The sequence below is a fragment of the Angustibacter speluncae genome (assembly GCF_054777815.1).
The window spans coordinates 1-22,871 of the sequence record NZ_BAAHAF010000149.1 but is presented as its reverse complement, the minus strand read 5'-3'; the positions used below and the strand labels follow the sequence as shown (position 1 = coordinate 22,871).

Sequence of the window (22,871 nt, the reverse complement as noted above, 5' to 3'; positions counted from 1 at the left end):
GTCACTCAGCAACTGTCCAGGCCCGTCCGGGCCGTCACGGAGGACTTCACGTGCTCAGCGCATTCGTGCGGGCGTTCAAGACGCCCGACCTGCGGCGGAAGCTGCTCTTCAGCCTCGCCATCATGGCGCTGTTCCGGCTCGGGTCGTTCATCCCGACCCCGGGCGTCGACTACGGCAACGTGCAGACCTGCCTCGACCCCGCGACGTCGGGGGAGTCCAACGACCTGCTCGGCCTGGTCAACCTGTTCTCCGGCGGCGCGCTGCTCCAGCTGTCGATCTTCGCGCTGGGGATCATGCCGTACATCACGGCGAGCATCATCGTGCAGCTGCTGACGGTGGTGATCCCGCGGTTCGAGACCCTCAAGAAGGAGGGTCAGTCGGGCACCGCGAAGCTGACGCAGTACACCCGGTACCTCACCATCGGCCTGGCGATCCTGCAGTCGACCACGTACGTGGCGGTGGCCCGCTCGGGCAACCTGTTCCCGAACTGCTCGGTCCCGATCATCCCCGACGACTCGATCGTCGTGATCGGCCTGATGGTGCTGACGATGACCGCCGGCACCGGCCTGATCATGTGGATGGGCGAGCTCATCACCGAGCGCGGCATCGGCAACGGCATGTCGCTGCTGATCTTCACCTCGATCGCCGCGGGCTTCCCCGGCTCGCTGTGGGCCATCGGCCAGGACGAGAACCTGGGCTACGGGATCATGGCGCTGGTCATCGTCATCGGCCTGTTCATCGTCGCGGCCGTCATCTTCGTCGAGCAGTCCCAGCGCCGGGTGCCGGTGCAGTACGCCAAGAAGATGGTCGGACGCCGCATGTACGGCGGCTCCAGCACCTACATCCCGATGAAGGTCAACATGGCCGGCGTCATCCCGGTCATCTTCGCCTCGTCGCTGCTGTACCTGCCGGCCCTGGTGGCGCAGTTCAACACCCCCGCGCCGGGCGAGGTCCCGGCCGACTGGGTGGTGTGGATCCAGAACACCCTGGTCGCCGGCGACCACCCGCTGTACATCACGCTCTACTTCGCGCTGATCGTGTTCTTCACGTACTTCTACGTCGCCATCACGTTCAACCCCGACGAGGTGGCCGACAACATCAAGCGCGTCGGCGGCTTCATCCCCGGGATCCGGGCCGGCCGGCCGACCGCCGAGTACCTGGACTACATCCTGACCCGGATCACCCTGCCGGGGGCGTTGTACCTGGGCGTCGTCGCCCTGATCCCGCTCGTCGCCCTGGTGCTGGTCAACGCGAACCAGAACTTCCCCTTCGGCGGCACCTCGATCCTGATCATCGTGGGCGTGGGTCTGGAGACGGTGAAGCAGATCGAGTCCCAGCTGCAGCAGCGGCACTACGAAGGGTTCCTGCGCTGATGCGCCTCCTCATCCTCGGCCCGCCCGGTGCGGGCAAGGGCACCCAGGCGGTGCGGGTCGCCGAGCGCTTCGGCGTCCCGGCGATCTCGACCGGCGACATCTTCCGCCAGAACATCCGTGACGAGACGCCGCTCGGCCAGAAGGTCAAGGCGATCATCGACTCCGGCCAGTACGTGCCCGACGAGGTCACGAACGACCTCGTCCGCGACCGGCTGGCGCAGGACGACGCGCGCGGCGGCTTCCTGCTCGACGGCTACCCGCGCACCGCCGACCAGGTGCGCGAGCTCGACGACGTCCTCGCCGCGCAGGGGCTGGCCCTCCAGCACGTGCTCGAGCTCACCGTCGACACCGAGGAGGTCGTGGCCCGGCTGCTGAAGCGGGCCGAGACCGACGGGCGCAGCGACGACACCGAGGACGTCATCCGCACCCGCCAGCAGGTGTACGCCGACCAGACGGCACCGCTGCTCGACGTGTACCGCGAGCGCGGGCTGCTGGTGCAGGTCGACGGCACCGGCGAGGTCGACGAGGTCACCGAGCGGGTCCTGGCCGCGCTCGACGGCCGCCGCGCCCCGGCCTGAGCGACGCGGGGCACGACGAGGTGTTCGGCCGCGAGAAGATCCAGTACAAGACCGGCGATCAGATCCTGGTGATGCGCCGGGCCGGCCTGGTGGTCGCCGACGCGCTGGCCGCGGCCCGCGCGGCCGCCGTCCCGGGCGCGACCACCGCCGACCTCGACGCCGCCGCGCGCGCGGTGATCGAGGGCGCGGGCGCCACGTCGAACTTCCTCGGCTACGGCCACCCGCCGTTCCCGGCCGTCACCTGCGTCTCGGTGAACGACGAGGTCGTGCACGGCATCCCCGGTCCGCGCAAGCTCGAGCCCGGCGACCTGGTCTCGGTCGACTGCGGCGCGGTCGTGCGCGACGAGCAGGGCGTCGGCTGGCACGGCGACGCCGCCCTCACCCTCGTCGTCGGCGGACCGGAGGCGGCCGACCCGGAGGACCTCGCCCTCTCCCAGGTCACCCACGACTCGCTCTGGGCCGGCATCGCCGCTCTGGCGGTCGGGCGCCCGCTGTCCGACGTGGGCGCCGCCGTCGAGGACGCCGTGGGGGAGCGGTTCGCCATCCTCGACGGCTACACCGGCCACGGCATCGGCACCGCCATGCACATGGCGCCGGAGGTGCTGAACTACCGCACCCGCGAGCGCGGCCCGAGGGTGCGCGCCGGCCTGGTGGTCGCGATCGAGCCGATGTGCGTGCGCGGCGGCGGCGGCACCCGGGTCGCCGACGACGAGTGGACCGTGGTGTCCGACGACGGCTCGCGCGGCGCGCACTGGGAGCACACCGTCGCGGTGCACGACCTGGGGCTCTGGGTGCTCACCGCGCCCGACGGCGGCGCCGCCGGCCTCGCGCCGCACGGCGTGGTCCCCGTCCCGCTCTGAGCCCGCCGGGGGCAGCGTCCCCGGTCGCCCGATTTCGTGCTCAGCGGGTACCTGACGTAGACTCGTCTGTCGGTCCACGTGCACCTGCGTCCTGCCCGTGCCCCGCGGCTGGTTCGGCGCGGCAGGACGATCGTCACGACGTGGGTCAACCGGTGAGCCAGACGGTTCGTCCCACCACGCCCACGGCGTGGTGCACGCGGCCAGAGGTTCGACACGAGCGACACGGAGATTGCGGAGGACATGGCGAAGAAGGACGGAGTCATCGAGATCGAGGGCAGCGTCGTGGAGGCGCTCCCGAACGCGATGTTCCGCGTCGAGCTGTCCAACGGGCACAAGGTCCTCGCGCACATCTCCGGCAAGATGCGCCAGCACTACATCCGGATCCTCCCCGAGGACCGCGTGGTGGTGGAGCTGAGCCCGTACGACCTCACCCGCGGCCGCATCGTCTACCGCTACAAGTGATCGCGACCCAGGACACCAAGGGACAGCCATGAAGGTTCAGCCGAGCGTCAAGAAGATCTGCGACAAGTGCAAGGTGATCCGCCGCAACGGCCGGGTCATGGTGATCTGCGAGAACCTGCGCCACAAGCAGCGCCAGGGCTGATCGCAGCACCACCCCCCACCGCAGCACCCGACCCCCGAGCCCCGGCTCGGGACGCCACCCCCGGCCCCGGAGGCCGGGGACCCGCCCACGGCCCCGGCCGGCGGGACCGGTGCTGCTCCAGACCTCCGGACGATCCAGGAGACACACCACACCGATGGCACGCATCGTCGGCGTCGACCTCCCCCGCGACAAGCGGCTCGAGGTGGCGCTCACCTACATCTACGGCGTCGGGCGCACCCGCGCCCAGCAGGCCCTGACGGCCACGGGCATCAGCCCGGACCTCCGTGTCAAGGACATGGGCGAGGCCGAGCAGGTCGCACTGCGCGACTACATCGAGGCGAACTTCCGGGTCGAGGGCGACCTGCGCCGCGAGGTGGCCGCCGACATCCGCCGCAAGGTCGAGATCGGCTGCTACGAGGGTCTGCGGCACCGCCGCGGGCTGCCCGTCCGCGGTCAGCGCACCAAGACCAACGCCCGTACCCGCAAGGGTCCGAAGCGCACCGTCGCCGGCAAGAAGAAGGCCGCGCGCAAGTAGGTCCATCTCAGGTCGCGTGAGACGAACCGAACGCGCCCACCCTTCCCGCCCGACCGCGGCACCGCCGCCCGGGCACCCCGGATCCTTCAGGAGAGAACCAGCCCATGCCCCCCAAGAGCCGCACGGCTTCCGGTGCGCGCCGCCCGCGCCGCAAGGAGAAGAAGAACGTCTCCCACGGCCAGGCGCACATCAAGAGCACCTTCAACAACACCATCGTCTCGATCACCGACCCCAGCGGTGCGGTGATCTCGTGGGCCTCCGCCGGCCAGGTCGGCTTCAAGGGCTCGCGCAAGTCGACGCCGTTCGCCGCGCAGATGGCCGCCGAGGCCGCCGCGCGCCGTGCCCAGGAGCACGGCATGCGCAAGGTCGACGTGTTCGTCAAGGGTCCCGGCTCCGGCCGCGAGACCGCCATCCGCTCGCTGCAGGCCACCGGCCTGGAGGTGGGGTCCATCCAGGACGTCACCCCCAGCCCGCACAACGGCTGCCGCCCGCCCAAGCGTCGCCGCGTCTGACCGGCCGAGCAGAAGAAGGAGACTGATCGACCATGGCGCGATACACCGGCGCTGACTGCAAGCGCTGCCGCCGCGAGAAGGTGAAGCTCTACCTCAAGGGCTCCAAGTGCGACGGGCCGAAGTGCCCGATCGAGCTGCGTCCGTACCCCCCGGGTGAGCACGGCCGCGCGCGCACCAAGGAGTCCGAGTACCTGCTGCAGATGCGCGAGAAGCAGAAGTGCGCGCGCATCTACGGCGTCCTCGAGAAGCAGTTCCGCGGCTACTACGAGGAGGCGAACCGGCGTCAGGGCAAGACGGGTGAGAACCTGCTGCGCATCCTGGAGTCCCGCCTCGACAACGTGGTCTACCGCTCGGGCATGGCCAAGTCCCGCGACATGGCCCGCCAGCTGGTGCGCCACGGCCACATCCTGGTGAACGGCCACAAGGTCGACATCCCCAGCTTCCGGGTGAGCGAGAACGACATCGTCACCGTCCGGGAGAAGTCCTGGGAGATGACGCCGTTCGTCATCGCCCGCGCCGAGGCCGGCGAGCGTCCGGTGCCGGCGTGGCTCGAGGTGCAGTCCGACAAGATGCGCGTCCTCGTGCACGCCCTGCCCGCCCGCGAGGTCATCGACACCGCGGTCCAGGAGCAGCTGATCGTCGAGCTCTACTCCAAGTGAGCTGATCGTCCGGTGCCCGGCGCCGTCCCCCGCGGACGGCGCCGGTGCCCGTACCGGTGCGGCGGACCGATGCCGCACCGGTCGCCCCGCAAGGGGCAGCGCCAGGGTCATATAGCGGGCCCTGCGAAGGAAGGAACGAAGCACAGTGCTGATCGCCCAGCGCCCCACCCTGTCCGAGGAGACCCTCTCCGAGCACCGCTCCCGGTTCGTCATCGAGCCGCTCGAGCCGGGCTTCGGCTACACCCTCGGCAACTCCCTGCGCCGCACGCTCCTGTCGTCCATCCCGGGTGCCTCGGTCACGAGCATCCGCATCGACGGGGTGCTGCACGAGTTCTCCACCCTGTCCGGGGTCAAGGAGGACGTCACCGAGATCATCCTCAACCTCAAGACCCTGGTCGTCTCGTCCGAGCACGACGAGCCCGTGGTGATGTACCTGCGCAAGCAGGGCCCCGGCGCGGTCACCGCCGCCGACATCGCCCCGCCGGCCGGCGTCGAGGTGCACAACCCCGACCTGCACCTGGCCACCCTGAACGGCAAGGGCAAGCTCGAGATGGAGCTGACCGTCGAGCGCGGTCGCGGCTACGTCTCCGCCGTCCAGAACAAGTCGGGCGACGCCGAGATCGGCCGCATCCCGGTCGACTCGATCTACTCGCCCGTGCTGAAGGTGACGTACAAGGTCGAGGCGACCCGCGTCGAGCAGCGCACCGACTTCGACCGCCTCGTGGTCGACGTCGAGACCAAGCCGTCCACCCAGCCGCGCGACGCCATGGCCTCGGCCGGCAAGACGCTGGTGGAGCTGTTCGGCCTGGCCCGCGAGCTCAACGTCGAGGCCGAGGGCATCGACATGGGCCCCTCGCCGACCGACGCCGCCCTGGCCGCCGACCTGGCGCTGCCGATCGAGGAGCTCGACCTGACGGTCCGCTCGTACAACTGCCTCAAGCGCGAGGGCATCCACACCGTGGGCGAGCTCGTCGCCCGCAGCGAGGCCGACCTGCTCGACATCCGCAACTTCGGTGCGAAGTCGATCGACGAGGTCAAGGCCAAGCTGGTCGGCATGGGCCTGGCGCTCAAGGACAGCCCGCCCGGGTTCGACCCGAGCGCGGTCGTCGACAGCTACGACGACGACACGACCTACGTCGAGGACGAGCAGTACTGACCCGTCCGGTCCGTTGACCCCCGGGTCGTGCGCGTGAGAGCGGCGGCCCACACCGAGGAGACGAAGAACCATGCCTACCCCCACCAAGGGTCCGCGGCTCGGCGGCGGTCCGGCGCACGAGCGGCTGATGCTGGCGAACCTCGCCACCCAGCTGTTCGACCACCGCTCGATCACCACCACCGAGGCCAAGGCCAAGCGGCTGCGTCCGCTCGCCGAGCGCCTGATCACCTTCGCCAAGCGGGGCGACCTCGCCTCGCGCCGCCGGGTGATGACGGTCGTGCGCGACAAGTCCGTCGTGCACTTCCTGTTCACCGAGATCGCGCCGGCCATGGCCGAGCGCCAGGGCGGCTACACCCGCATCACCAAGATCGGCCCGCGCAAGGGCGACAACGCCCCCATGGCGGTCATCGAGCTGGTGCTCGAGCCGGTCGCGAAGAAGGCCACCGTGGCCGAGGCGGAGGCCGCCACCAAGCGCGCCGCCAAGGACTCGAAGGGCTCGACCAAGGCCGCGAAGGCCGCCGCCGAGGCCGAGGCCGCGGAGGCCGCCGCCGAGGAGGCGCACGAGGAGGGTGACGTCGAGGGCACCGTCGACGCCGCCGCCGAGGCCGAGGGCCACGCCGAGGACGCGCAGGACGCGGCCCCGGGCAGCGACGACGCCGCCGACGCCGCCGCTGCGGCCGACGCCGCCGAGGACGAGGCCACCGAGGCGATCGACGAGTCCGACAGCAAGGCCTGAGCACCACCACGTCGGCACCGACGTGAGCGACGTCCACGAGCCCGGCGCCCCCGAGGGGGGTGCCGGGCTCGTGCCGTCCCTGCGGCTGCGGGTCGACCTCGCCTACGACGGCACCGACTTCTCCGGGTGGGCCGCCCAGCCGGGGCGGCGCACCGTCGAGGACGTGCTGGGGTCGGCGCTGGCGACCGTGCTCCGCGTGCCGTCGGTCTCGCTCACCGTCGCCGGGCGCACCGACGCCGGGGTGCACGCGCGGGGCGCGGTGTGCCACCTCGACGTCGACCCGGCCGGGTGGGAGGCCGTCCCCGGCCGCTCGGACCGGCGTCCCGAGGACGCCGCCGTCACCCGGTTGAACGGCGTGCTGCCGGCTGACGTGCGGGTGCGCCGGGTCGCCGTGGCGCCGGCGGGGTTCGACGCCCGGTTCTCCGCGCTCGCCCGTCGCTACCGCTACCGGCTGCACGACCGTCCCGGCGACGCCGACCCGCTGCGCCGCCGCGACACCGTCGTGCTGCGCGACCCGCTCGACGTCGCCGCCATGGACGCCGCCGCCCGCCGGCTGGAGGGGCTGCGCGACTTCGCCGCGTTCTGCAAGGCCCGCGACGGCCGCACCACCGTGCGCACCCTGCTGCGGTACCGCTGGGAGCGGACCGTCGACGGCGTCCTGGAGGCGGAGGTCGCCGCCGACGCGTTCTGCCACTCGATGGTGCGGTTCCTCGTCGGTGCGGTGGTGCCGGTGGGGGAGGGGCACCGCGGCGTCGAGTGGCCGTCCGAGGTGCTCGCTGCGCGCCGGCGCGACCCCGCGGTCGTGGTGATGCCCGCGCACGGCCTGTCCCTCGAGGAGGTCGTGTACCCGCCGGACGCCGAGCTCGCCGAGCGGGCGCGCACGACCCGGGCCGTGCGCGAGACGCTCTGACGTCGCGCACCTGGTCGTCACCTCGCGCACGCCACGACGTGCGCGACGTCGCGAGCGGGTGCGCGCCGAACCGGGTGGACGTGGTCCCGCCCGCTGCGGCAGCGTGCCGGGCGTGACCGACGTGAGGGACGCGCGTCCCGAGGACCTGCCCGACGTGCTCGACCTGCTCCGCGAGGCGTTCGGGGCCGAGGGCGACGACGTCGCGCGGATCTGGGCCGCCCTGGACGAGGAGGACCTGGTCCGCGCGTCCCTGGTCGCCGAGCACGACGGCGTGGTGGTGGGGCACGTGGGCCTCAGCCCCGGGTGGGTCGACGCCCGGCGGGCGCTCGTCGACGTGCTGGTGCTGAGCCCGCTGTCGACGCTGCCCGCGCACCAGGGCGGCGGCGTCGGCACCGCGCTCGTCGCCGCCGCGCTCGCCCGGGCGCGCGAGCTGGGGGCCGCCGCCGTGTTCCTCGAGGGCAGCCCCCGCTACTACGGGCCGCGCGGGTTCGAGCAGGCGAGCGCGCGCGGCTTCGCGCCGGCGAGCGTCCGGACGCCCGACCGTGCCTTCCAGGTCGCGCTGCTGGACGCCTGGGAGGACTGGATGACCGGCCGTCTCGTGTACCCGGACGTGTGGTGGCGGCACGACGCGGCCGGGCTGCGCGACCCCGACCTGGCGCAGCTGGAGGAGCTGCTCGGCCGCTCGTCCTGAGCCGGATCGTCCGTCTCGCCGGAATCGCCGGACACAACGCGATCGGTGTCCCTACGCTGCGCGAGTGACCGGGGGACGAGGGTGGCGGCGGCTGACGACGACCGCGGTGGCGCTGGCGGCGTTGTTGCTCTCCGGGCTGGCGGCGACCGCGCCCGCCTCCGCGGCGACGACGACTGTCGTCTTCCAGCGGTACTCGGCCACGAACTGGGAACCGACCCTGCGGTCCCAGGCGGTGGCACGTGACACGGTGCGCTTCACGTCGCTGGCGGGCGGCGGGGTGCTTCTGCAGTCGTCCAACCCGTACGCGACGTTCCGTCTGGTGCCCCCCGCCGGAGACGAGCTGGCAGCCGGACGTTCCTACGGCACGTACGGAGGGCTGACGCCGCCGCCGGGCACCGCCCAGATGATCCTCAACGCGACCCGCTGCAGCCTGCCGCAGGGGACCGCGACGGTGCTCGAGGTGCTCCGGGCGCCGGACGGGGCGATCACCTCGCTCGCGGTGGACTACACCGCCACCTGCACCAACGCGCGCACGGCCGACGGCGTGGTCCGCTGGAACAGCGCCGTGCCGTTCGTGGCGACCTCGTCGACCACCCCGGCGCAGCCGGTTGCGCTGGTCGGCGAGGACGTGACGGCGACGGTGATGCTGCGCAACGAGGGTTCCGGTCCGCAGGTCCTGGGGGCGTCGACGCTGCAGGAGCTGGTGCCCGGCGGGCTCGGTACCTCCGCGATCCGGTCCGACGGGTGCGCAGGGACCACGCTGGCGCCGGGTGCGACCTGCACGGTCGGTCTGACCCTCGGCGCCCCGACCCCCCTCGACGTGCGAGTGGTGCTCGCAACCCCCGACGGGACGGGTGTCGGGACGCACCAGCAGATCCTGCGCGTCGAGGTGCTCCCCCCTCCGTCCGCGCCCGCGGCGCTCGTCCGGGCCGCACGCGGCCTCGTCCACGTCCAGGAGACCGGCGCGTACCTGCTGCGCGTCGAGCGATCCTGCGCCGCAGGCCCGTGGGAGGTGTTGCAGGCGTCGGGCCGGGACTTCCTCGACGAGACCCTGACCTATCCGACGACGTGTGCGTACCGGACGCGCGCGGTCGTCCGCGACACCGTGTCCGAGCCGTCATCGGTCGTCGTGACCGGGCCGCTGCCCGTGCCCTCGGGCAACGAGGGCCTCTTCACCGCGGTGCCACCAGCGCGGCTCGCGGACACCCGGACGTCCTCGCCGCGGGCCCGCCTGGGGCCGGGCGAGGTGCTCTCCGTCCCCGTCACCGGTCGTGCCGGTGTGCCGGCGAGCGGGGTGTCTGCCGTCGTGCTGAACGTCACGGGGGTGTCCTCGACGGCCGGCACCTGGGTCACCGCCTACCCCGGGGGAGAGGCCGTCCCGGCGACGTCGCAGCTCAACGTCGAGCCGGGCCACACCCGTGCGAACCAGGTGGTGGTCGCGGTCGGCGCGGGCGGACTCGTCGACCTGCGCAACGCGGTCGGCACCGTCGACCTCGTGGTGGACGTGCAGGGCTACTACTCGACCGTGACTGGCCCCGCGGGTGGTGGGTACCTGCGCCAGCCACCGTCACGGGCCTACGACAGCCGGACCACCGGCGCGCCAGCACCGTCGACCGTCCCGGTCGCCCTGACGGCGCCCGGGTGGCCCACGTACGCCGCTGCCGAGGTGGTCCTCACGGTGGTCGCGCCGACGGGGGCGGGGTTCGCGACGGTGTGGTCGGGTGACGGCCCCGCCCCGACGGTGTCGAACCTCAACTTCGCCCCGGGGCAAACCGTCTCGGCGCGAGCGATCGTGCCGGTGCGCCGAGATGCGTCCGGCACGTCGTGGGTGTCCGTCCGGACCGCGGGCGGCTCGGCGCACGTCGTGGTCGACGTCGTCGGCTTCTACGGGTCGTCTGCGGACGGGCAGCGGTTCCGGCCGGCGACCCAGCACCGTCTGCTCGACACCAGGACCGCCGGGGGCGGCGCGCTGCGCGACCGTTCCGACGCGGTGGTTCCGCTGCGTGCAGCCGGCCCGGCCGTGACGGCGCTGGTGAACCTCACGGCCGTGGGGGCGACGTCGAACGGGTACCTCCAGGCGTCGTCCGGCTCGCCGTGGTGGGCGGGCGACCAACCGGTGACGTCCGCGCTGACGTTCGCACCGAACGAGGTGGTGCCGGTCGCGGCGTCGACGGCGACGTCGATGAGCGGGATGGACTTCACGGTGACCAATCGCTCGACGTCGGTGCACGTCGTCGTCGACGTGGTGGGCACCTTCTACTGACGCCCGCGGTCGCGGGGGTGGGCGTCCCGTGGCACGGTCGGGGGATGAGCGAGATCTCCGACGACGTGTACCAGCCCGAGGGCGACCCCGACCAGCCCGGCGAGTCGATCCCGGACTTCGACAACACCCTGGACGGGCCCGACCAGGACGACATCATGGACACCAGCTACTCGCCCCCGGAGAAGCCCCGCAACAGCGAGGAGGGCGAGACGCTCGAGGAGCGGCTGGCCGAGGAGGAGCCCGAGGTCTGGGACCGGCGGGACCCCGACGACGACGGCATCGGCGACACCAGCGACACCGACGGCGAGGTCGTCGACGACCAGGTCGGCGACGTGCGCGCGGGCCGGCTCGTCGCCCCGGACGAGGGCGCCCACGAGGACGCCGAGAAGGACTCCGTCGCCACCGACGTCGGCATCGACGGCGGTGCCGCCAGCGCCGAGGAGGCGGCGGTGCACGTCGTCGACGAGGACCGCCTCTGACCTGGCACCGCCCCACCCGCACCCCGGCCGACGAGTTCGCGGCCGGGGTGCGGTCTGTTCTGGCGTGGAGCCCGGAACGGGCTGACGGACCACGAGATCGAGGAGCGGGACGATGAGCGAGCGCAACGGCGCCTACGCGGACGTCAACGGCATCAGCCTCTACCACGAGGTGCACGGCGAGGGTGTGCCGCTGGTGCTGCTGCACGGCGGGCTGATGAGCGGCGAGGGGTTCGACCACCTGCTGCCCGCGCTCACCGAGCGGCACCAGGTGGTGCTCGTCGACCTCCAGGGCCACGGTCGCACGGCCGACGTCGACCGCCCCCTCTCGACGCAGACGATGGCCGACGACGTCGCGGCGCTCGTCGAGCACCTCGGTCTCGGCCAGGTCGACGTGGTCGGCTACTCGCTCGGCGGCGGTGTCGCCCTGCAGGTCGCCGTGCGCCACCCGCAGGTGGTGCGTCGCCTGGTCATGTGCTCGGTGAACCTCACCCACGACGCGATCGACCCCGCGATCAGGGAGCAGCAGGGGCAGGTGAACGCTGCCGCAGCGGAGTTCATGAAGCAGACCCGATGTACGAGCTGCACCAGCGGGTCAACCCGCGGCCCGAGGACTTCCCCCGTCTGCTCGACAAGATCGGCGCGTTCATGGCCGAGCCGCTCGACGCGACCGAGGACGTCCGCGGGCTCCAGGTGCCCACCCTGGTGATGGCGGCCGACGCCGACATGGCGCCGCCGCGGCACTTCGTCGAGGTGTTCGCGCTTCTCGACGGCGGGCTGCGCGACGGCGGCTGGGACGGCTCGGGCCGTCCAGCAGGCGGGCACGCGCTCGCGATCGTCCCGGGCACGACGCACTACGACATCACCACCTCGCCGCTGTTCGGCGCGAACGTGCTGGCGTTCCTCGACCGCGACTGACCGCGACCGGCCACCCTGCGCCACCCGGCCGCCCCCGGAAACCGGTGGGCGGGCGGACGCGTCTGCGGGATCCTCGACGCATGGGCCACGTCGACGTCAACGCGGTCTCGTTCTCGCTGCCCGACGGGCGGCCGCTGCTGGACGAGGTCTCGCTGCGCGTCGGCGACGGCTCGCGCACCGCCCTGGTCGGCCCGAACGGGGCAGGCAAGACCACGCTGCTGCGGATCGTCGCCGGCGACCTGGTGCCGGACGGGGGTGCCGTCACCCGCAGCGGCGGCCTCGGCGTGATGCGGCAGTTCGTCGGCTCCGTGCGCGACGACACCTCCGTGCGCGACCTGCTCGTCGGCGTCGCGCCGGCGCCGCTGCGCGCTGCCGTCGCGGCGGTCGACGCCGCCGAGCTCGCGCTGATGGACGACGACACCGAGCCGCTGCAGATGGCCTACGCCCACGCGCTCGCCGACTACGCCGACGCCGGCGGGTACGAGGCCGAGACGCTCTGGGACACCGTCACGGTCGCGGCGCTCGGCGTCCCGTGGGAGCGGGCGCGCTGGCGCGAGGTGCGCACGCTGTCCGGCGGCGAGCAGAAGCGGCTGGTGCTCGAGGCGCTGCTGCGCGGCCCGGACGAGGTGCTGCTGCTCGACGAGCCCGACAACTACCTCGACGTGCCCGGCAAGCAGTGGCTCGAGCAGCGCCTGGTCGAGAGCCCGAAGACCGTGCTGCTGGTCAGCCACGACCGCGAGCTGCTCGGCCGCGTCGCCACCCGCGTGGCGACGCTGGAGCCGGGCGCCGCGGGCTCGACGGTGTGGGTGCACCCCGGCCCGTTCGGCACCTGGCACGAGGCGCGCGAGGCGCGCAACGCCCGGCTCGACGAGCTGCGCCGCCGCTGGGACGAGGAGCACGCCAAGCTCAAGGCGCTGGTGCTGCGGTACAAGCAGAAGGCCGCCTACAACGACGACCTCGCCTCGCAGTACCGCGCGGCCCAGACGCGGCTGCGCCGGTTCGAGGACGCCGGACCGCCCGAGGCGCGTCCGGTCGAGCAGAAGGTCACGATGCGCCTGCGGGGCGGGCGCACCGGCAAGCGCGCCGTCGTGGCCGAGGGGCTCGAGCTGACCGGGCTGATGCACCCCTTCGACGCCGAGATCTGGTTCGGCGACCGGGTCGCCGTCCTGGGGTCGAACGGGTCGGGCAAGTCGCACTTCCTGCGGCTGCTCGCGGCGGGCGGTTCCGACCCGGATCCGGAGCACCGTCCCGTCGGCGACGTGGTCGTCGCGCCGGTGAGCCACACCGGTGCCGTCCGGCTCGGTGCGCGGGTGCGGCCGGGGTGGTTCGCCCAGACCCACACCCGGCCGGACCTGCAGGGCCGGACGCTGCTCGACGTGCTGCACCGCGGCGACGAGCACCGCGACGGCATGGGTCGCGAGCCGGCGAGCCGGGCGCTGGACCGGTACGGGTTGGCCGGCGCCGCGGAGCAGGCGTTCGACAGCCTCTCCGGCGGCCAGCAGGCGCGGCTGCAGATCCTGCTGCTCGAGCTGAGCGGCGCGACGCTGCTCCTGCTCGACGAGCCGACCGACAACCTCGACCTCGACTCGGCCGAGGCGCTCGAGCAGGCGCTGGACGCGTTCGAGGGCACCGTGGTGGCGGTGACGCACGACCGCTGGTTCGCGCGCGGGTTCGACCGGTTCCTCGTCTTCCGCGCCGACGGGCGGGTCGAGGAGTCGGCGGAGCCGGTGTGGGACGAGGGGCGGGTCGCGCGGGCGCGCTGACCTCGCGAGCGGGTGCTGCAAGTTCTTGCAAGCAGAGTCTTCCCTTTGCGGGACCCGCGGCGTACGTTCTCCGCATCCCCGGAAACACCCGGACACCGGCGTCCACCTGGAGTGCACCATGGCTCGTCCTGCCCGCCTGCGCCTGACCGCGCTCCTCGCCCCGGCCCTGGCGGCCGGCCTGCTCGCGGCCCTGCCCCCCGCGGCCAGCGCGGACCACACCCCGGTGCCCACCCGGGTGGTGCTCGCCGGCTCGGTGCAGTCCGAGCTCGGTTGCGCCGGCGACTGGGACCCCGGCTGCGAGGCCACCGCGCTGGCCCCCGTCGACGGGCAGCCGGGCGTGTTCGCCCGCACGTTCGACGTCCCCGCCGGGTCGTACGACCTCAAGGTGGCCATCGGCGGCGGCTGGGACGAGAACTACGGCGCCGGTGGCGTCGAGGACGGGCCGAACATCCCGCTGGTGCTGCGGGGTCCGGCCACCCTCGAGCTCACCTACGACCACGGCACCCACCGCCTCGGCATCCGGCCGACCGAGCTGTCCGGGCCGGACGAGCCCGCCGACCGCGACCTGGCCCGGGACTCGCTGCGCGAGCCGCTCACCGACGAGCGCTTCTACTTCCTGATGGCCGACCGGTTCGCCAACGGCGACACCACGAACGACACCGGCGGGCTCGTCGGCGACCGGATGGTCACCGGGCTCGACCCCACCGACAAGGGCTTCTACCACGGTGGCGACCTGGCCGGCGTGATCGACCGGCTCGACTACATCGAGTCGCTCGGCACCACGGCGATCTGGCTCACGCCGTCGTTCAAGAACCGTCCCGTGCAGGGCGCCGGCGCGCAGGCGAGCGCCGGCTACCACGGCTACTGGATCACCGACTTCACCCAGATCGACCCGCACCTCGGCACCAACGAGGAGATGGAGCAGCTGGTCGACGCGGCGCACGCCCGCGGCATGAAGGTGTTCTTCGACATCATCACCAACCACACCGCGGACGTCATCGACTACGAGGAGGGCCAGTACACCTACGTCGACAAGGCGACCGCGCCCTACCGCGACGCAGCCGGCGAGGAGTTCGACGACCGCGACTACGCGGGCACCGGCACCTTCCCCGAGCTCGACGCCGCGACGTCCTTCCCCTACACCCCGGTCTTCCGCTCCGAGGCGGACCGCACCGTCAAGGTGCCGGCCGAGCTGAACGACCCGACGCTCTACCACAACCGCGGTGACTCGACCTTCGCCGGCGAGTCGAGCGAGTACGGCGACTTCATCGGCCTGGACGACCTGTTCACCGAGCACCCGCAGGTGGTCGAGTCGATGGGCGAGGTCTACTCCACCTGGGCCGAGTTCGGCATCGACGGCTTCCGCATCGACACCGTCAAGCACGTCGACATGGAGTTCTGGAAGCAGTTCTCCCCGACCGTCATGGACGCCGCGCACGCTGCCGGCAACGACGACTTCTTCATGTTCGGCGAGGTGTTCGAGGCGAACCCGGAGTTCATGAGCCGGTACACCACCGAGGGCACCCTGCCCGCGACCCTCGACTTCGCCTTCCAGGCGAAGGCGACCGAGTTCGCCAAGGGTGGCGCGACGACCGGCCTGCGCGACCTGTACGCGGGCGACGACTGGTACACCGACACGGACTCGAACGCCTACCAGCTGCCCACGTTCCTCGGGAACCACGACATGGGCCGCATCGGCAAGTTCCTCGCCGACGGTGGCGCCACCGGCGCCGACCTGCTCGACCGCGACCTGCTGGCGCACGAGCTCATGTACCTCACCCGCGGCCAGCCGGTCGTCTACTACGGCGACGAGCAGGGCCTGATCGGCGACGGCGGCGACAAGGACGCCCGCGAGTCGCTGTTCGCGAGCCAGGTGACGGAGTACAACGACAACCCGGTGATCGCCGGTGCGAGCGGGTCACGCGACCGCTACGACACGAACCACACGCTGTTCCAGGCGATCTCGCAGCTGGCCGCGCTGCGTGACCAGCACCCCGCCCTGGCCGACGGCGCCCAGGTGCACCGGTACGCCTCGTCCGAGGCCGGCATCTACGCCTTCAGCCGCATCTCGCGCGACAAGCGTCCGGTCGAGTACCTGGTCGTCGCGAACAACGCGACGCAGGCGAGGTCGGCGACGCTGGCCACGTACTCGCGCAACGGCGCCTTCGCGCCGGTGTACGGCACGTCTTCGCGGCTCACCACCGACCGCGAGGGACGCGTCACCGTCTCGGTGCCGCCGCTGTCGGTGCAGGTCTTCAAGGCCACCAAGCCGGTGCACGCCGGCCAGCAGGCGCCGGCGGTGTTCCTGACCTCGCCGTCCGCGGGTGCCGTCGTCGGCGGTCGCGCCGAGATCGCTGCCGCGGTGCCCGCGAACGCGTACGCGCAGGTCTCGTTCGGCTACCGCCCTGTGGGCACGCAGGACTGGACCTACCTCGGCACCGACGACAACGCGCCCTACCGCGTGTTCCACGACGTGCGCGACACCGACGCGTTCCCGAAGGGCACCCTGCTCGAGTACCGCGCGGTGCTCGAGGACTCCAAGGGACGGCTGTCGGCGAGCAGCGGGTACGGCGTGGTCGGCGACCCCGCGACCGGAGGCGGCGACGACGGCGGTGGCGGCGTCGGCCCGGTGACCCAGCCCGACGCGGTGTCGGTCCCCGGTGACCACAACTCCGAGATGGGCTGCGGCGGCGACTGGCAGCCGGACTGCGCGCAGGCGCAGCTGGGTCTCGACGCGGACGACGAGATCTGGAAGGGCACCTACGAGCTGCCTGCGGCCCCGTACGCCTACAAGGCGGCGATCGACAACAGCTGGGACGAGAACTACGGAGCCGGCGGCGCGCCGAACGGCGGCAACATCGGCTACACCGCTCCCGCGGGTCCGGTGAGCTTCTACTACGAGCACGCCCGGCACTTCGTCACCTCCGACGCGCAGGGCCCGATCATGACGCTCGCCGGCAGCTTCCAGTCCGAGCTCGGCTGCTCGTCGGACTGGGCGCCGGACTGCATGCGCGGCTGGCTGATCGACCCCGAGGGCGACGGCACCGCGACCTACGCGACGGCGGAGCTCCCGGCGGGGAGCTACGAGGTCAAGGTGGCCCACGGCCTGGCGTGGGACGAGAACTACGGCGCGGGCGGTGCCGCGGGCGGCGCCAACATCGGGTTCTCCGTCGCCGCCGGGACGGTCGTGCGGTTCTCCTACGACGTCGCCACCCACGTCCTGACGGTGACGTCGGCGGCACCGGGGGTCCAGCCGGACCTGTCGCAGGCCAAGGCGCACTGGGTGACCACGGACCTGGTGGCGTGGCCGGCCGACGCCGTGCCGCCGGGCCTGTCGCCGCAGACGCTGCGCTGGCGCCTGCACCACGCTCCGGAGGGCGGGCTCGGGCTCGACGCCGAGACCGTCACCGGCGGCACGAGCGCGCCGCTGACGTACGACCCGGCCGGTCTGCCGGCCGAGGTGACCGAGCGGTTCCCGCACCTCACCGGGTACCTCGCGCTGCGGCTCGACCGCCGCACGGCGCGCGAGGCGGGCGAGATCCTCACGGGCCAGGTCGCGGTGGCGCAGTACGACAGCAGCGGCACGCTGCGCGACGCCACGTCGGTGCAGGTGCCGGGGGTGCTCGACGACCTGTACCCCGGGGCGGCGACGCGTCCGCTCGGCCTGACCTGGAAGAAGAACGTCCCGACCTACGCGCTCTGGGCGCCGACGGCCAAGGACGTCGACCTGCTGGTGTGGCAGCACGGCAGCCCTGGTTCCGGTGACGCCGAGCCGCGCCGGGTGCAGACCACCCGCGACCGGCACGGCATCTGGTCGGTGCAGGGGCTGCCGCTGTGGAAGAACGCCCAGTACCTCTACGAGGTCACGGTGTACGCGCCGACCACCGGGAAGGTCGAGGTCAACCGGGTGACCGACCCCTACTCGGTGGCGCTCACGCTGAACTCGACGCGGTCGATCGCGGTCGACCTGGCCGACCCGGCGCTCGCGCCGCAGCAGTGGCGCACCACGCCGTCGCCCGAGCTGGAGCGCGCCGTCGACTCGTCCATCTACGAGCTGCACGTGCGCGACTTCTCGATCGGGGACGACACCGTGCCCGCGGCGCACCGCGGCACCTACCTCGCCTTCGCCGACGAGGGTGACGGGCGCGCGCACCTGCGCGAGCTAGCCGACGCCGGCCTGAACACCGTGCACCTGCTGCCGACCTTCGACATCACCTCGATCGAGGAGGACCGGGCGGCCCAGGCCGTGCCGGCGTGCGACCTGGCCTCGCTCCCGCCGGACTCGGACCAGCAGCAGGCCTGCGTGACCGCGGTCGCGGCGCGCGACGGCTTCAACTGGGGCTACGACCCGTACCACTGGATGGCGCCGGAGGGCTCGTACGCGACTGCGCCGCAGGGCGGTTCGCGGGTGCAGGAGTTCCGCACGATGGTCGGTGCGCTGCACGCCGACGGGCTGCGGGTCGTGCTCGACCAGGTGTACAACCACACCTCGAGCTCCGGCCAGGCGCAGACCTCGGTGCTGGACAAGGTCGTGCCGGGCTACTACCACCGGCTGAACGCGACCACCGGTGCGGTCGAGACCTCCACCTGCTGCCAGAACATCGCCACCGAGCACGCGATGGCGGGCAAGGCGATGGTGGACGCGACCGTGCTGTGGGCCAAGCAGTACAAGGTCGACGGCTTCCGGTACGACCTGATGGGCCACCACTCGAAGCAGAACATGCTCGACGTGCGCGCCGCGCTCGACCGGCTGACGCTCGCGAAGGACGGCGTCGACGGGAAGTCGATCTACCTCTACGGCGAGGGCTGGAACTTCGGCGAGGTGGCGAACAACGCGCGGTTCGAGCAGGCGACGCAGGGCCAGCTCGGGGGCACCGGCATCGGGACGTTCTCCGACCGGCTGCGCGACGCCGTCCGCGGCGGTGGGCCGTTCGACGAGAACCCGCGCGTCCAGGGCTTCGGGTCCGGCCTGTTCGGCGACCCGAACGGCGACGCCGGTGCGAACCCGGCCGAGACCGACGCCGCGCGCAAGGCGAACGCCACCGACCTGGTGCAGCTCGGCCTGGTCGGCAACCTGCGGTCGTACGAGTTCACCAGCACCGCGGGCGTGCTCGTGCGCGGCGACCAGGTCGACTACAACGGCTCGCCCGCCGGCTACGCCGACGAACCGGTCGAGGTGGTCACCTACGTCGACGCCCACGACAACGAGACGCTCTGGGACGCACTGACCTACAAGCTCCCGCAGAGCACGCCGATGGACGAGCGGATCCGGATGAACACCCTGTCGCTGGCCACCACGGCGCTGTCGCAGACGCCGTCGTTCTGGCACGCGGGTGCCGACCTGCTGCGCAGCAAGTCGTTGGACCGCAACAGCTACGACTCCGGCGACTGGTTCAACACCCTCGACTGGACCGGCGAGGACAACGGCTTCGGCCACGGCCTCCCGCCGGCTGCCGACAACCAGGACAAGTGGTCGTACCAGCAGCCGCTGCTGGCCGACCCGTCGCTGAAGCCGACCGCGGCGCAGGTGCAGCAGGCCTCGGCGCAGGCGCAGGACCTCCTGCGGTTGCGCACCGAGACCCCGCTGCTGCGGCTCGGCGAGTCCGACCTGATCCAGCAGAAGGTGTCGTTCCCGTTGAGCGGCACCGCGTCCGCCACGCCCGGCGTGGTCGTCATGCGCGTCGACGACACCGTCGGCACGGACGTCGACCCACGGCTGCGGGGAGCGCTGGTGGTGTTCAACACCCTGCCGACGGCCACGTCGCAGCAGGTGCCGGGCCTCGCCGGCGCGACGCTGCAGCTGTCGCCGGTCCAGGCGAACGGCTCCGACCCGGTGGTGAGGACCACCACCTGGTCGTCCGGCACCGGCACGGTGACCGTCCCCGGTCGGACGGTGGCGGTGCTGCTGCAGCCCTGACGCCTGCCGATCGCCCGTCGGACCGTCGACCCGCCTGCGCGGGTCGGCGGTCCGACCCGTTCCGGGAGCGGTGGGGCTTGCTCGCTTGCTAGTAATCTAGGAAGCGGGTACGGTCGGCACGTGGCCGAGCGACCTGCCAAGACGCAGTTCAACGTGTACCTGCCGCCGGAGCTGGTGCGGGCGGTGAAGCACCGCGCGATCGACGAGGGCGTGTCCCTGTCGGCGCTGGTGGAGGCGGCGCTCGACGACTACCTGGCCCGTCCCGCCCGGGAGGAGACCCGATGAGCGCCCCCTTCACCGTCTGCCCGTACCGGTTCAGCGCCGACCCGCCGGCGATGGTGCGGTTCCTCGACCTGCTCGGGCTGCGCCGCGAGATCACCACGGTCGGTGACGGTTTCGCGATCCTGCGCGGTCGCCGCGGGCGCGCGGCCGTGCACGCGGCCGACCGCACGGCGGTCACCGGCGTGCCGGCCGCGAGCACCTCGCTCACCTTCGTCGTCGACGACGCCCGCGCGGCGACGGCCGGCCTGGGCGCCGACGGGTACGAGGTCGCGGCGTGGGACGAGGCGTACGCCGTGCAGGGTGCCGTCCGCGACCCGTTCGGGCTCGGCGTCTGGCTGAACGAGCCGGTGCGCGACCTGCACGGGTACCTCGCGCACGAGCCGCAGCCCTCGCCGGTCGACGTGGTCGCGGTGTGCTGGACGCCCGACGCCGCCCGCTCGGAACCGTTCTTCCGCCGGCTCGGGTTCACCGGTCCGCCCCCGGTGCACGAGGGCTGGTGGCCGCTGCACGCCGAGGGCGACGGTGGTTCGGTGGGCCTGCACGCCCACGAGGGCGACCCGCCGGCCGGCCCGCGCTCGACCGACGACCCGGTGTCGCCCGCGGCCCTGGTGGGCCTCAGCTGCTGGACCGCCGAGCCGCTCGACGACCTCGGTGCCCGGCTCGAGGCGGCCGGCCACCCCGTGCGCGACGACCGCTGCGCCACCGCGCCCCACCTGACCGTCACCGACCCCGACGGCGTCGAGATCGAGCTGCACCAGGGGAGCCGGGGCGCCGGCGACTAGGGGGCGGGTACTACCCGTCCGTCGTGCAGGTCGACCCGGTCCTCGCACCGGTCGGCCACGTCCGGGTCGTGGGTGGCGAGCACCACGACGGCGCCGCGCCGCGCGTGCGACTCGAGCAGGTCGACCATCCGGTCGCGCGTCGCCGAGTCGAGCTCGGACGTGGGCTCGTCGGCCAGGACGACGTCCGGTCGGGGGGCCAGCGCGCGGGCCAGCGCCACCCGCTGCTGCTGCCCGCCGGAGAGCTGCTCGACGAGCCGGTCGGCGTGCTGGTCGAGCCCGACGTCGGCGAGCACCTCCCGGGCGGCCGCCGCGGCGTCGGCGGGACGCACCCCGCGGGCCCGCAGCGCGACCTCGACGTTCTCGGCGGCGGTGAGCACCGGCAGCAGCGCGTGCGTCTGCAGCAGGAACCCGAACCGCGCCCGCTGCGCGGTCGAGCCGTCGACCCGGTCGGTGCCGACGCGCACCTCGCCGGCCTCCGGGCGCACGAGCCCGCAGAGCACGCCGAGGAGCGTGGTCTTGCCCGAGCCCGACGGGCCTACGGCGGCCAGCATCCGCCCGGCCGACGCTCGCACCGACACCTGGTCGAGCACGTCGCGCCGGGCCCGGCGGACGACGACGCCGGTGGCCACCAGCTCGAGCGGGGACGTCACGGCGCACCCTCCTCGTGCCGGCGCAGCACGAGGTCGTCGCCGACCTCCTCGACGTCGACCAGCGTGCCCGCCGGCCACGACGTGCGCAGCCGGTCGGGCAGCTGGACCGAGCCGTCGGCGCCGACCACCGCGAGGTCGCGCCCGTGCCGCCCCTCGGCCCCGACCCGGCCGTCGCGGATGGTCACGGTGCGGCCCCACCGCGCGGCGACCTCGGGGTCGTGCGTCACCACCAGCACGGTCGTGCCCCAGCGCGCGCAGGCGGCGTCGACGAGGTCGAGGACGTGGGTGCGCTGGGCGGCGTCGAGCTGCGAGGTCGGCTCGTCGGCGAGCAGCAGCCCCGGGCCGTTCGCCAGCGCCGACGCCACCGCCACCCGCTGCAGCTGCCCGCCGGAGAGCCCGCGCAGGGGACGGTGGGCCAGGTCGGCGAGGTCGAGGGCCTCCAGCAGCTCCAGCGGCCGGGGCAGGGTGCGCCGCCGCCGCCGCGGCACGGCGCGCTGCGCGAAGGCGACGTTCTGCGCCGGCGTCGCGAAGGGGAGCAGGTTGCGCCCGGCGCCCTGCAGCACCGTGCCGACCCGGCCCGCCCGCACCCGGGTGAGGGCGCCCGGCGACAGCGTGCGCAGGTCGTCGCCGTCGAGCAGCACGCGGCCGGCGCTGGCCCGTGCCAGGCCGCCGAGCAGGGTGAGCAGGGTCGACTTGCCGGCGCCCGACGGTCCGAGGAGCGCGACCCGCTCGCCCGGCGACACCTCGAGGTCGACGCCCCGCAGCGCGACGACGTCGGCGCCCGAGGCGTCGGTGTAGATGTGCACCACGCCCTCGAGCCGCACGTCGGCCCCAGCGGTGGCGACGTGGCCGGCGCTCACGCGGTGCCCCGCATCGCGCCCTCGACGTCGCGCCGTCGCAGCGGACCGGTCACGGCGACCGCGACCAGCGCCATGAGCACCCCGGTGCCCGCGGCGACGGCCACGACGGGCCACCACAGCGCGTCGGCGGTGGTCTGGCCGGCGACGGCCTCGCTCGCACCCGTCACCTCGGCCAGCACCGGCCCGGACGTCGTGGCGACCAGCCCCGCCACCACCGCGCCGACGACCAGGCCCGGCAGCAGGACGAGGGCGTCCTCGAGCCGCCCGACCCGCCGCACGGTGCGCGCCGGCACCGCCATCGCCTGCAGCGCGGCGCCCTCCGCCCGGCGGCGGCGGGCGGTCGCGG

The 22,871-nt window shown here is 73.2% G+C and carries 21 protein-coding genes and 1 pseudogene; 19 read left to right on the top strand and 3 right to left on the bottom strand.

The features are described 5' to 3' along the window. The first annotated feature begins 50 nt into the window (after positions 1-50). The 19 genes and pseudogenes from secY (at position 51) to ACYVKY_RS16525 (ending at position 21,015) form a co-directional block, all read left to right on the top strand. The gene (secY, locus tag ACYVKY_RS16615; RefSeq protein WP_460436095.1) at positions 51-1,373 is read left to right on the top strand and encodes a preprotein translocase subunit SecY; all 1,323 of its coding nucleotides are present in this window, start codon (positions 51-53) and stop codon (positions 1,371-1,373) included. Continuing rightward, positions 1,373-1,951, top strand: a complete 579-nt coding sequence (locus ACYVKY_RS16610; protein ID WP_460436094.1) for a nucleoside monophosphate kinase — start codon at positions 1,373-1,375, stop codon at positions 1,949-1,951. Before secY ends, ACYVKY_RS16610 begins: the two co-directional genes overlap by 1 nt. Positions 1,952-1,971: 20 nt before the next feature. Beyond that, positions 1,972-2,811 (top strand): type I methionyl aminopeptidase, encoded by an 840-nt coding sequence (gene map / locus ACYVKY_RS16605; protein WP_460436093.1) that lies wholly within the window; start codon positions 1,972-1,974, stop codon positions 2,809-2,811. Between the two features lie 240 nt (positions 2,812-3,051). Beyond that, complete coding sequence (gene infA, locus ACYVKY_RS16600; protein WP_043501486.1) at positions 3,052-3,273, top strand: translation initiation factor IF-1; 222 nt, start codon at positions 3,052-3,054, stop codon at positions 3,271-3,273. Between the two features lie 28 nt (positions 3,274-3,301). Further along, positions 3,302-3,415: a 50S ribosomal protein L36 gene (gene rpmJ / locus ACYVKY_RS16595; RefSeq protein ID WP_006592630.1), complete on the top strand. Its 114-nt coding sequence runs from the start codon at positions 3,302-3,304 to the stop codon at positions 3,413-3,415. A gap of 154 nt (positions 3,416-3,569) precedes the next feature. Then, a complete protein-coding gene (gene rpsM, locus ACYVKY_RS16590) occupies positions 3,570-3,950 on the top strand; it encodes a 30S ribosomal protein S13 (protein WP_460436092.1) in 381 nt (126 codons plus the stop codon). Between the two features lie 104 nt (positions 3,951-4,054). After that, positions 4,055-4,462 carry a 30S ribosomal protein S11 gene (gene rpsK, locus ACYVKY_RS16585; RefSeq protein WP_460436091.1) on the top strand — a complete coding sequence of 136 codons (408 nt, stop codon included), beginning with the start codon at positions 4,055-4,057 and terminating at the stop codon, positions 4,460-4,462. Between the two features lie 32 nt (positions 4,463-4,494). Next, positions 4,495-5,121 (top strand): 30S ribosomal protein S4, encoded by a 627-nt coding sequence (rpsD, locus tag ACYVKY_RS16580; protein WP_460436090.1) that lies wholly within the window; start codon positions 4,495-4,497, stop codon positions 5,119-5,121. Positions 5,122-5,266: 145 nt separating this feature from the next. Beyond that, positions 5,267-6,277: a DNA-directed RNA polymerase subunit alpha gene (locus tag ACYVKY_RS16575; protein ID WP_460436089.1), complete on the top strand. Its 1,011-nt coding sequence runs from the start codon at positions 5,267-5,269 to the stop codon at positions 6,275-6,277. Between the two features lie 70 nt (positions 6,278-6,347). Then, complete coding sequence (gene rplQ, locus ACYVKY_RS16570) at positions 6,348-7,013, top strand: bL17 family ribosomal protein (RefSeq protein ID WP_460436088.1); 666 nt, start codon at positions 6,348-6,350, stop codon at positions 7,011-7,013. A 22-nt stretch (positions 7,014-7,035) separates the two neighbouring features. Next, positions 7,036-7,923, top strand: a complete 888-nt coding sequence (gene truA, locus ACYVKY_RS16565) for a tRNA pseudouridine synthase A (RefSeq protein ID WP_460436087.1) — start codon at positions 7,036-7,038, stop codon at positions 7,921-7,923. A gap of 112 nt (positions 7,924-8,035) precedes the next feature. Beyond that, positions 8,036-8,614 (top strand): GNAT family N-acetyltransferase, encoded by a 579-nt coding sequence (locus ACYVKY_RS16560; protein ID WP_460436086.1) that lies wholly within the window; start codon positions 8,036-8,038, stop codon positions 8,612-8,614. A gap of 64 nt (positions 8,615-8,678) precedes the next feature. Beyond that, a complete protein-coding gene (locus ACYVKY_RS16555) occupies positions 8,679-10,877 on the top strand; it encodes a hypothetical protein (protein ID WP_460436085.1) in 2,199 nt (732 codons plus the stop codon). Between the two features lie 44 nt (positions 10,878-10,921). Then, positions 10,922-11,356, top strand: coding sequence for a DUF5709 domain-containing protein (locus tag ACYVKY_RS16550; RefSeq protein WP_460436084.1), 435 nt, complete (start codon positions 10,922-10,924; stop codon positions 11,354-11,356). Between the two features lie 112 nt (positions 11,357-11,468). Further along, a pseudogene (locus ACYVKY_RS16545) lies at positions 11,469-12,271 on the top strand (alpha/beta fold hydrolase). A gap of 80 nt (positions 12,272-12,351) precedes the next feature. Beyond that, positions 12,352-14,034 carry an ABC-F family ATP-binding cassette domain-containing protein gene (locus tag ACYVKY_RS16540; RefSeq protein WP_460436083.1) on the top strand — a complete coding sequence of 561 codons (1,683 nt, stop codon included), beginning with the start codon at positions 12,352-12,354 and terminating at the stop codon, positions 14,032-14,034. A gap of 118 nt (positions 14,035-14,152) precedes the next feature. Beyond that, positions 14,153-19,951, top strand: a complete 5,799-nt coding sequence (pulA, locus tag ACYVKY_RS16535; RefSeq protein WP_460436082.1) for a pullulanase-type alpha-1,6-glucosidase — start codon at positions 14,153-14,155, stop codon at positions 19,949-19,951. A 120-nt stretch (positions 19,952-20,071) separates the two neighbouring features. Next, on the top strand, positions 20,072-20,236 hold the full coding sequence (locus ACYVKY_RS16530; RefSeq protein ID WP_460436081.1) for a YlcI/YnfO family protein: 165 nt from the start codon (positions 20,072-20,074) through the stop codon (positions 20,234-20,236). After that, positions 20,233-21,015 carry a hypothetical protein gene (locus ACYVKY_RS16525; protein WP_460436080.1) on the top strand — a complete coding sequence of 261 codons (783 nt, stop codon included), beginning with the start codon at positions 20,233-20,235 and terminating at the stop codon, positions 21,013-21,015. Before ACYVKY_RS16530 ends, ACYVKY_RS16525 begins: the two co-directional genes overlap by 4 nt. On the opposite strand, the gene ccmA is transcribed toward ACYVKY_RS16525, so the two are convergent. From ccmA to ACYVKY_RS16510, 3 genes are all read right to left on the bottom strand, one after another. Then, a complete protein-coding gene (gene ccmA / locus ACYVKY_RS16520) occupies positions 21,012-21,665 on the bottom strand; it encodes an ABC transporter ATP-binding protein (RefSeq protein WP_460436079.1) in 654 nt (217 codons plus the stop codon). The two genes, ACYVKY_RS16525 and ccmA, sit on opposite strands and share 4 nt — an antisense overlap. Continuing rightward, positions 21,662-22,525 carry an ABC transporter ATP-binding protein gene (locus tag ACYVKY_RS16515; RefSeq protein WP_460436078.1) on the bottom strand — a complete coding sequence of 288 codons (864 nt, stop codon included), beginning with the start codon at positions 22,523-22,525 and terminating at the stop codon, positions 21,662-21,664. Before ACYVKY_RS16515 ends, ccmA begins: the two co-directional genes overlap by 4 nt. Then, positions 22,522-22,871, bottom strand: a 350-nt coding sequence (locus ACYVKY_RS16510; protein WP_460436077.1) for a hypothetical protein, incomplete at its 5' end; no start/stop codon positions are given. The genes ACYVKY_RS16510 and ACYVKY_RS16515, both read right to left, overlap by 4 nt.

Bases quoted from the DNA above. Each gene is read 5' to 3' on its own strand.
- ACYVKY_RS16610 (WP_460436094.1), top strand. From the start codon at position 1,373: ATGCGCCTCCTCATCCTCGGCCCGCCCGGTGCGGGCAAGGGCACCCAG.
- rpsK (WP_460436091.1), top strand. From the start codon at position 4,055: ATGCCCCCCAAGAGCCGCACGGCTTCCGGTGCGCGCCGCCCGCGCCGC.
- infA (WP_043501486.1), top strand. From the start codon at position 3,052: ATGGCGAAGAAGGACGGAGTCATCGAGATCGAGGGCAGCGTCGTGGAG.
- ACYVKY_RS16550 (WP_460436084.1), top strand. From the start codon at position 10,922: ATGAGCGAGATCTCCGACGACGTGTACCAGCCCGAGGGCGACCCCGAC.
- pulA (WP_460436082.1), top strand. From the start codon at position 14,153: ATGGCTCGTCCTGCCCGCCTGCGCCTGACCGCGCTCCTCGCCCCGGCC.
- ACYVKY_RS16525 (WP_460436080.1), top strand. From the start codon at position 20,233: ATGAGCGCCCCCTTCACCGTCTGCCCGTACCGGTTCAGCGCCGACCCG.
- ACYVKY_RS16540 (WP_460436083.1), top strand. From the start codon at position 12,352: ATGGGCCACGTCGACGTCAACGCGGTCTCGTTCTCGCTGCCCGACGGG.
- rpsD (WP_460436090.1), top strand. From the start codon at position 4,495: ATGGCGCGATACACCGGCGCTGACTGCAAGCGCTGCCGCCGCGAGAAG.
- rpsM (WP_460436092.1), top strand. From the start codon at position 3,570: ATGGCACGCATCGTCGGCGTCGACCTCCCCCGCGACAAGCGGCTCGAG.
- rpmJ (WP_006592630.1), top strand. From the start codon at position 3,302: ATGAAGGTTCAGCCGAGCGTCAAGAAGATCTGCGACAAGTGCAAGGTG.
- rplQ (WP_460436088.1), top strand. From the start codon at position 6,348: ATGCCTACCCCCACCAAGGGTCCGCGGCTCGGCGGCGGTCCGGCGCAC.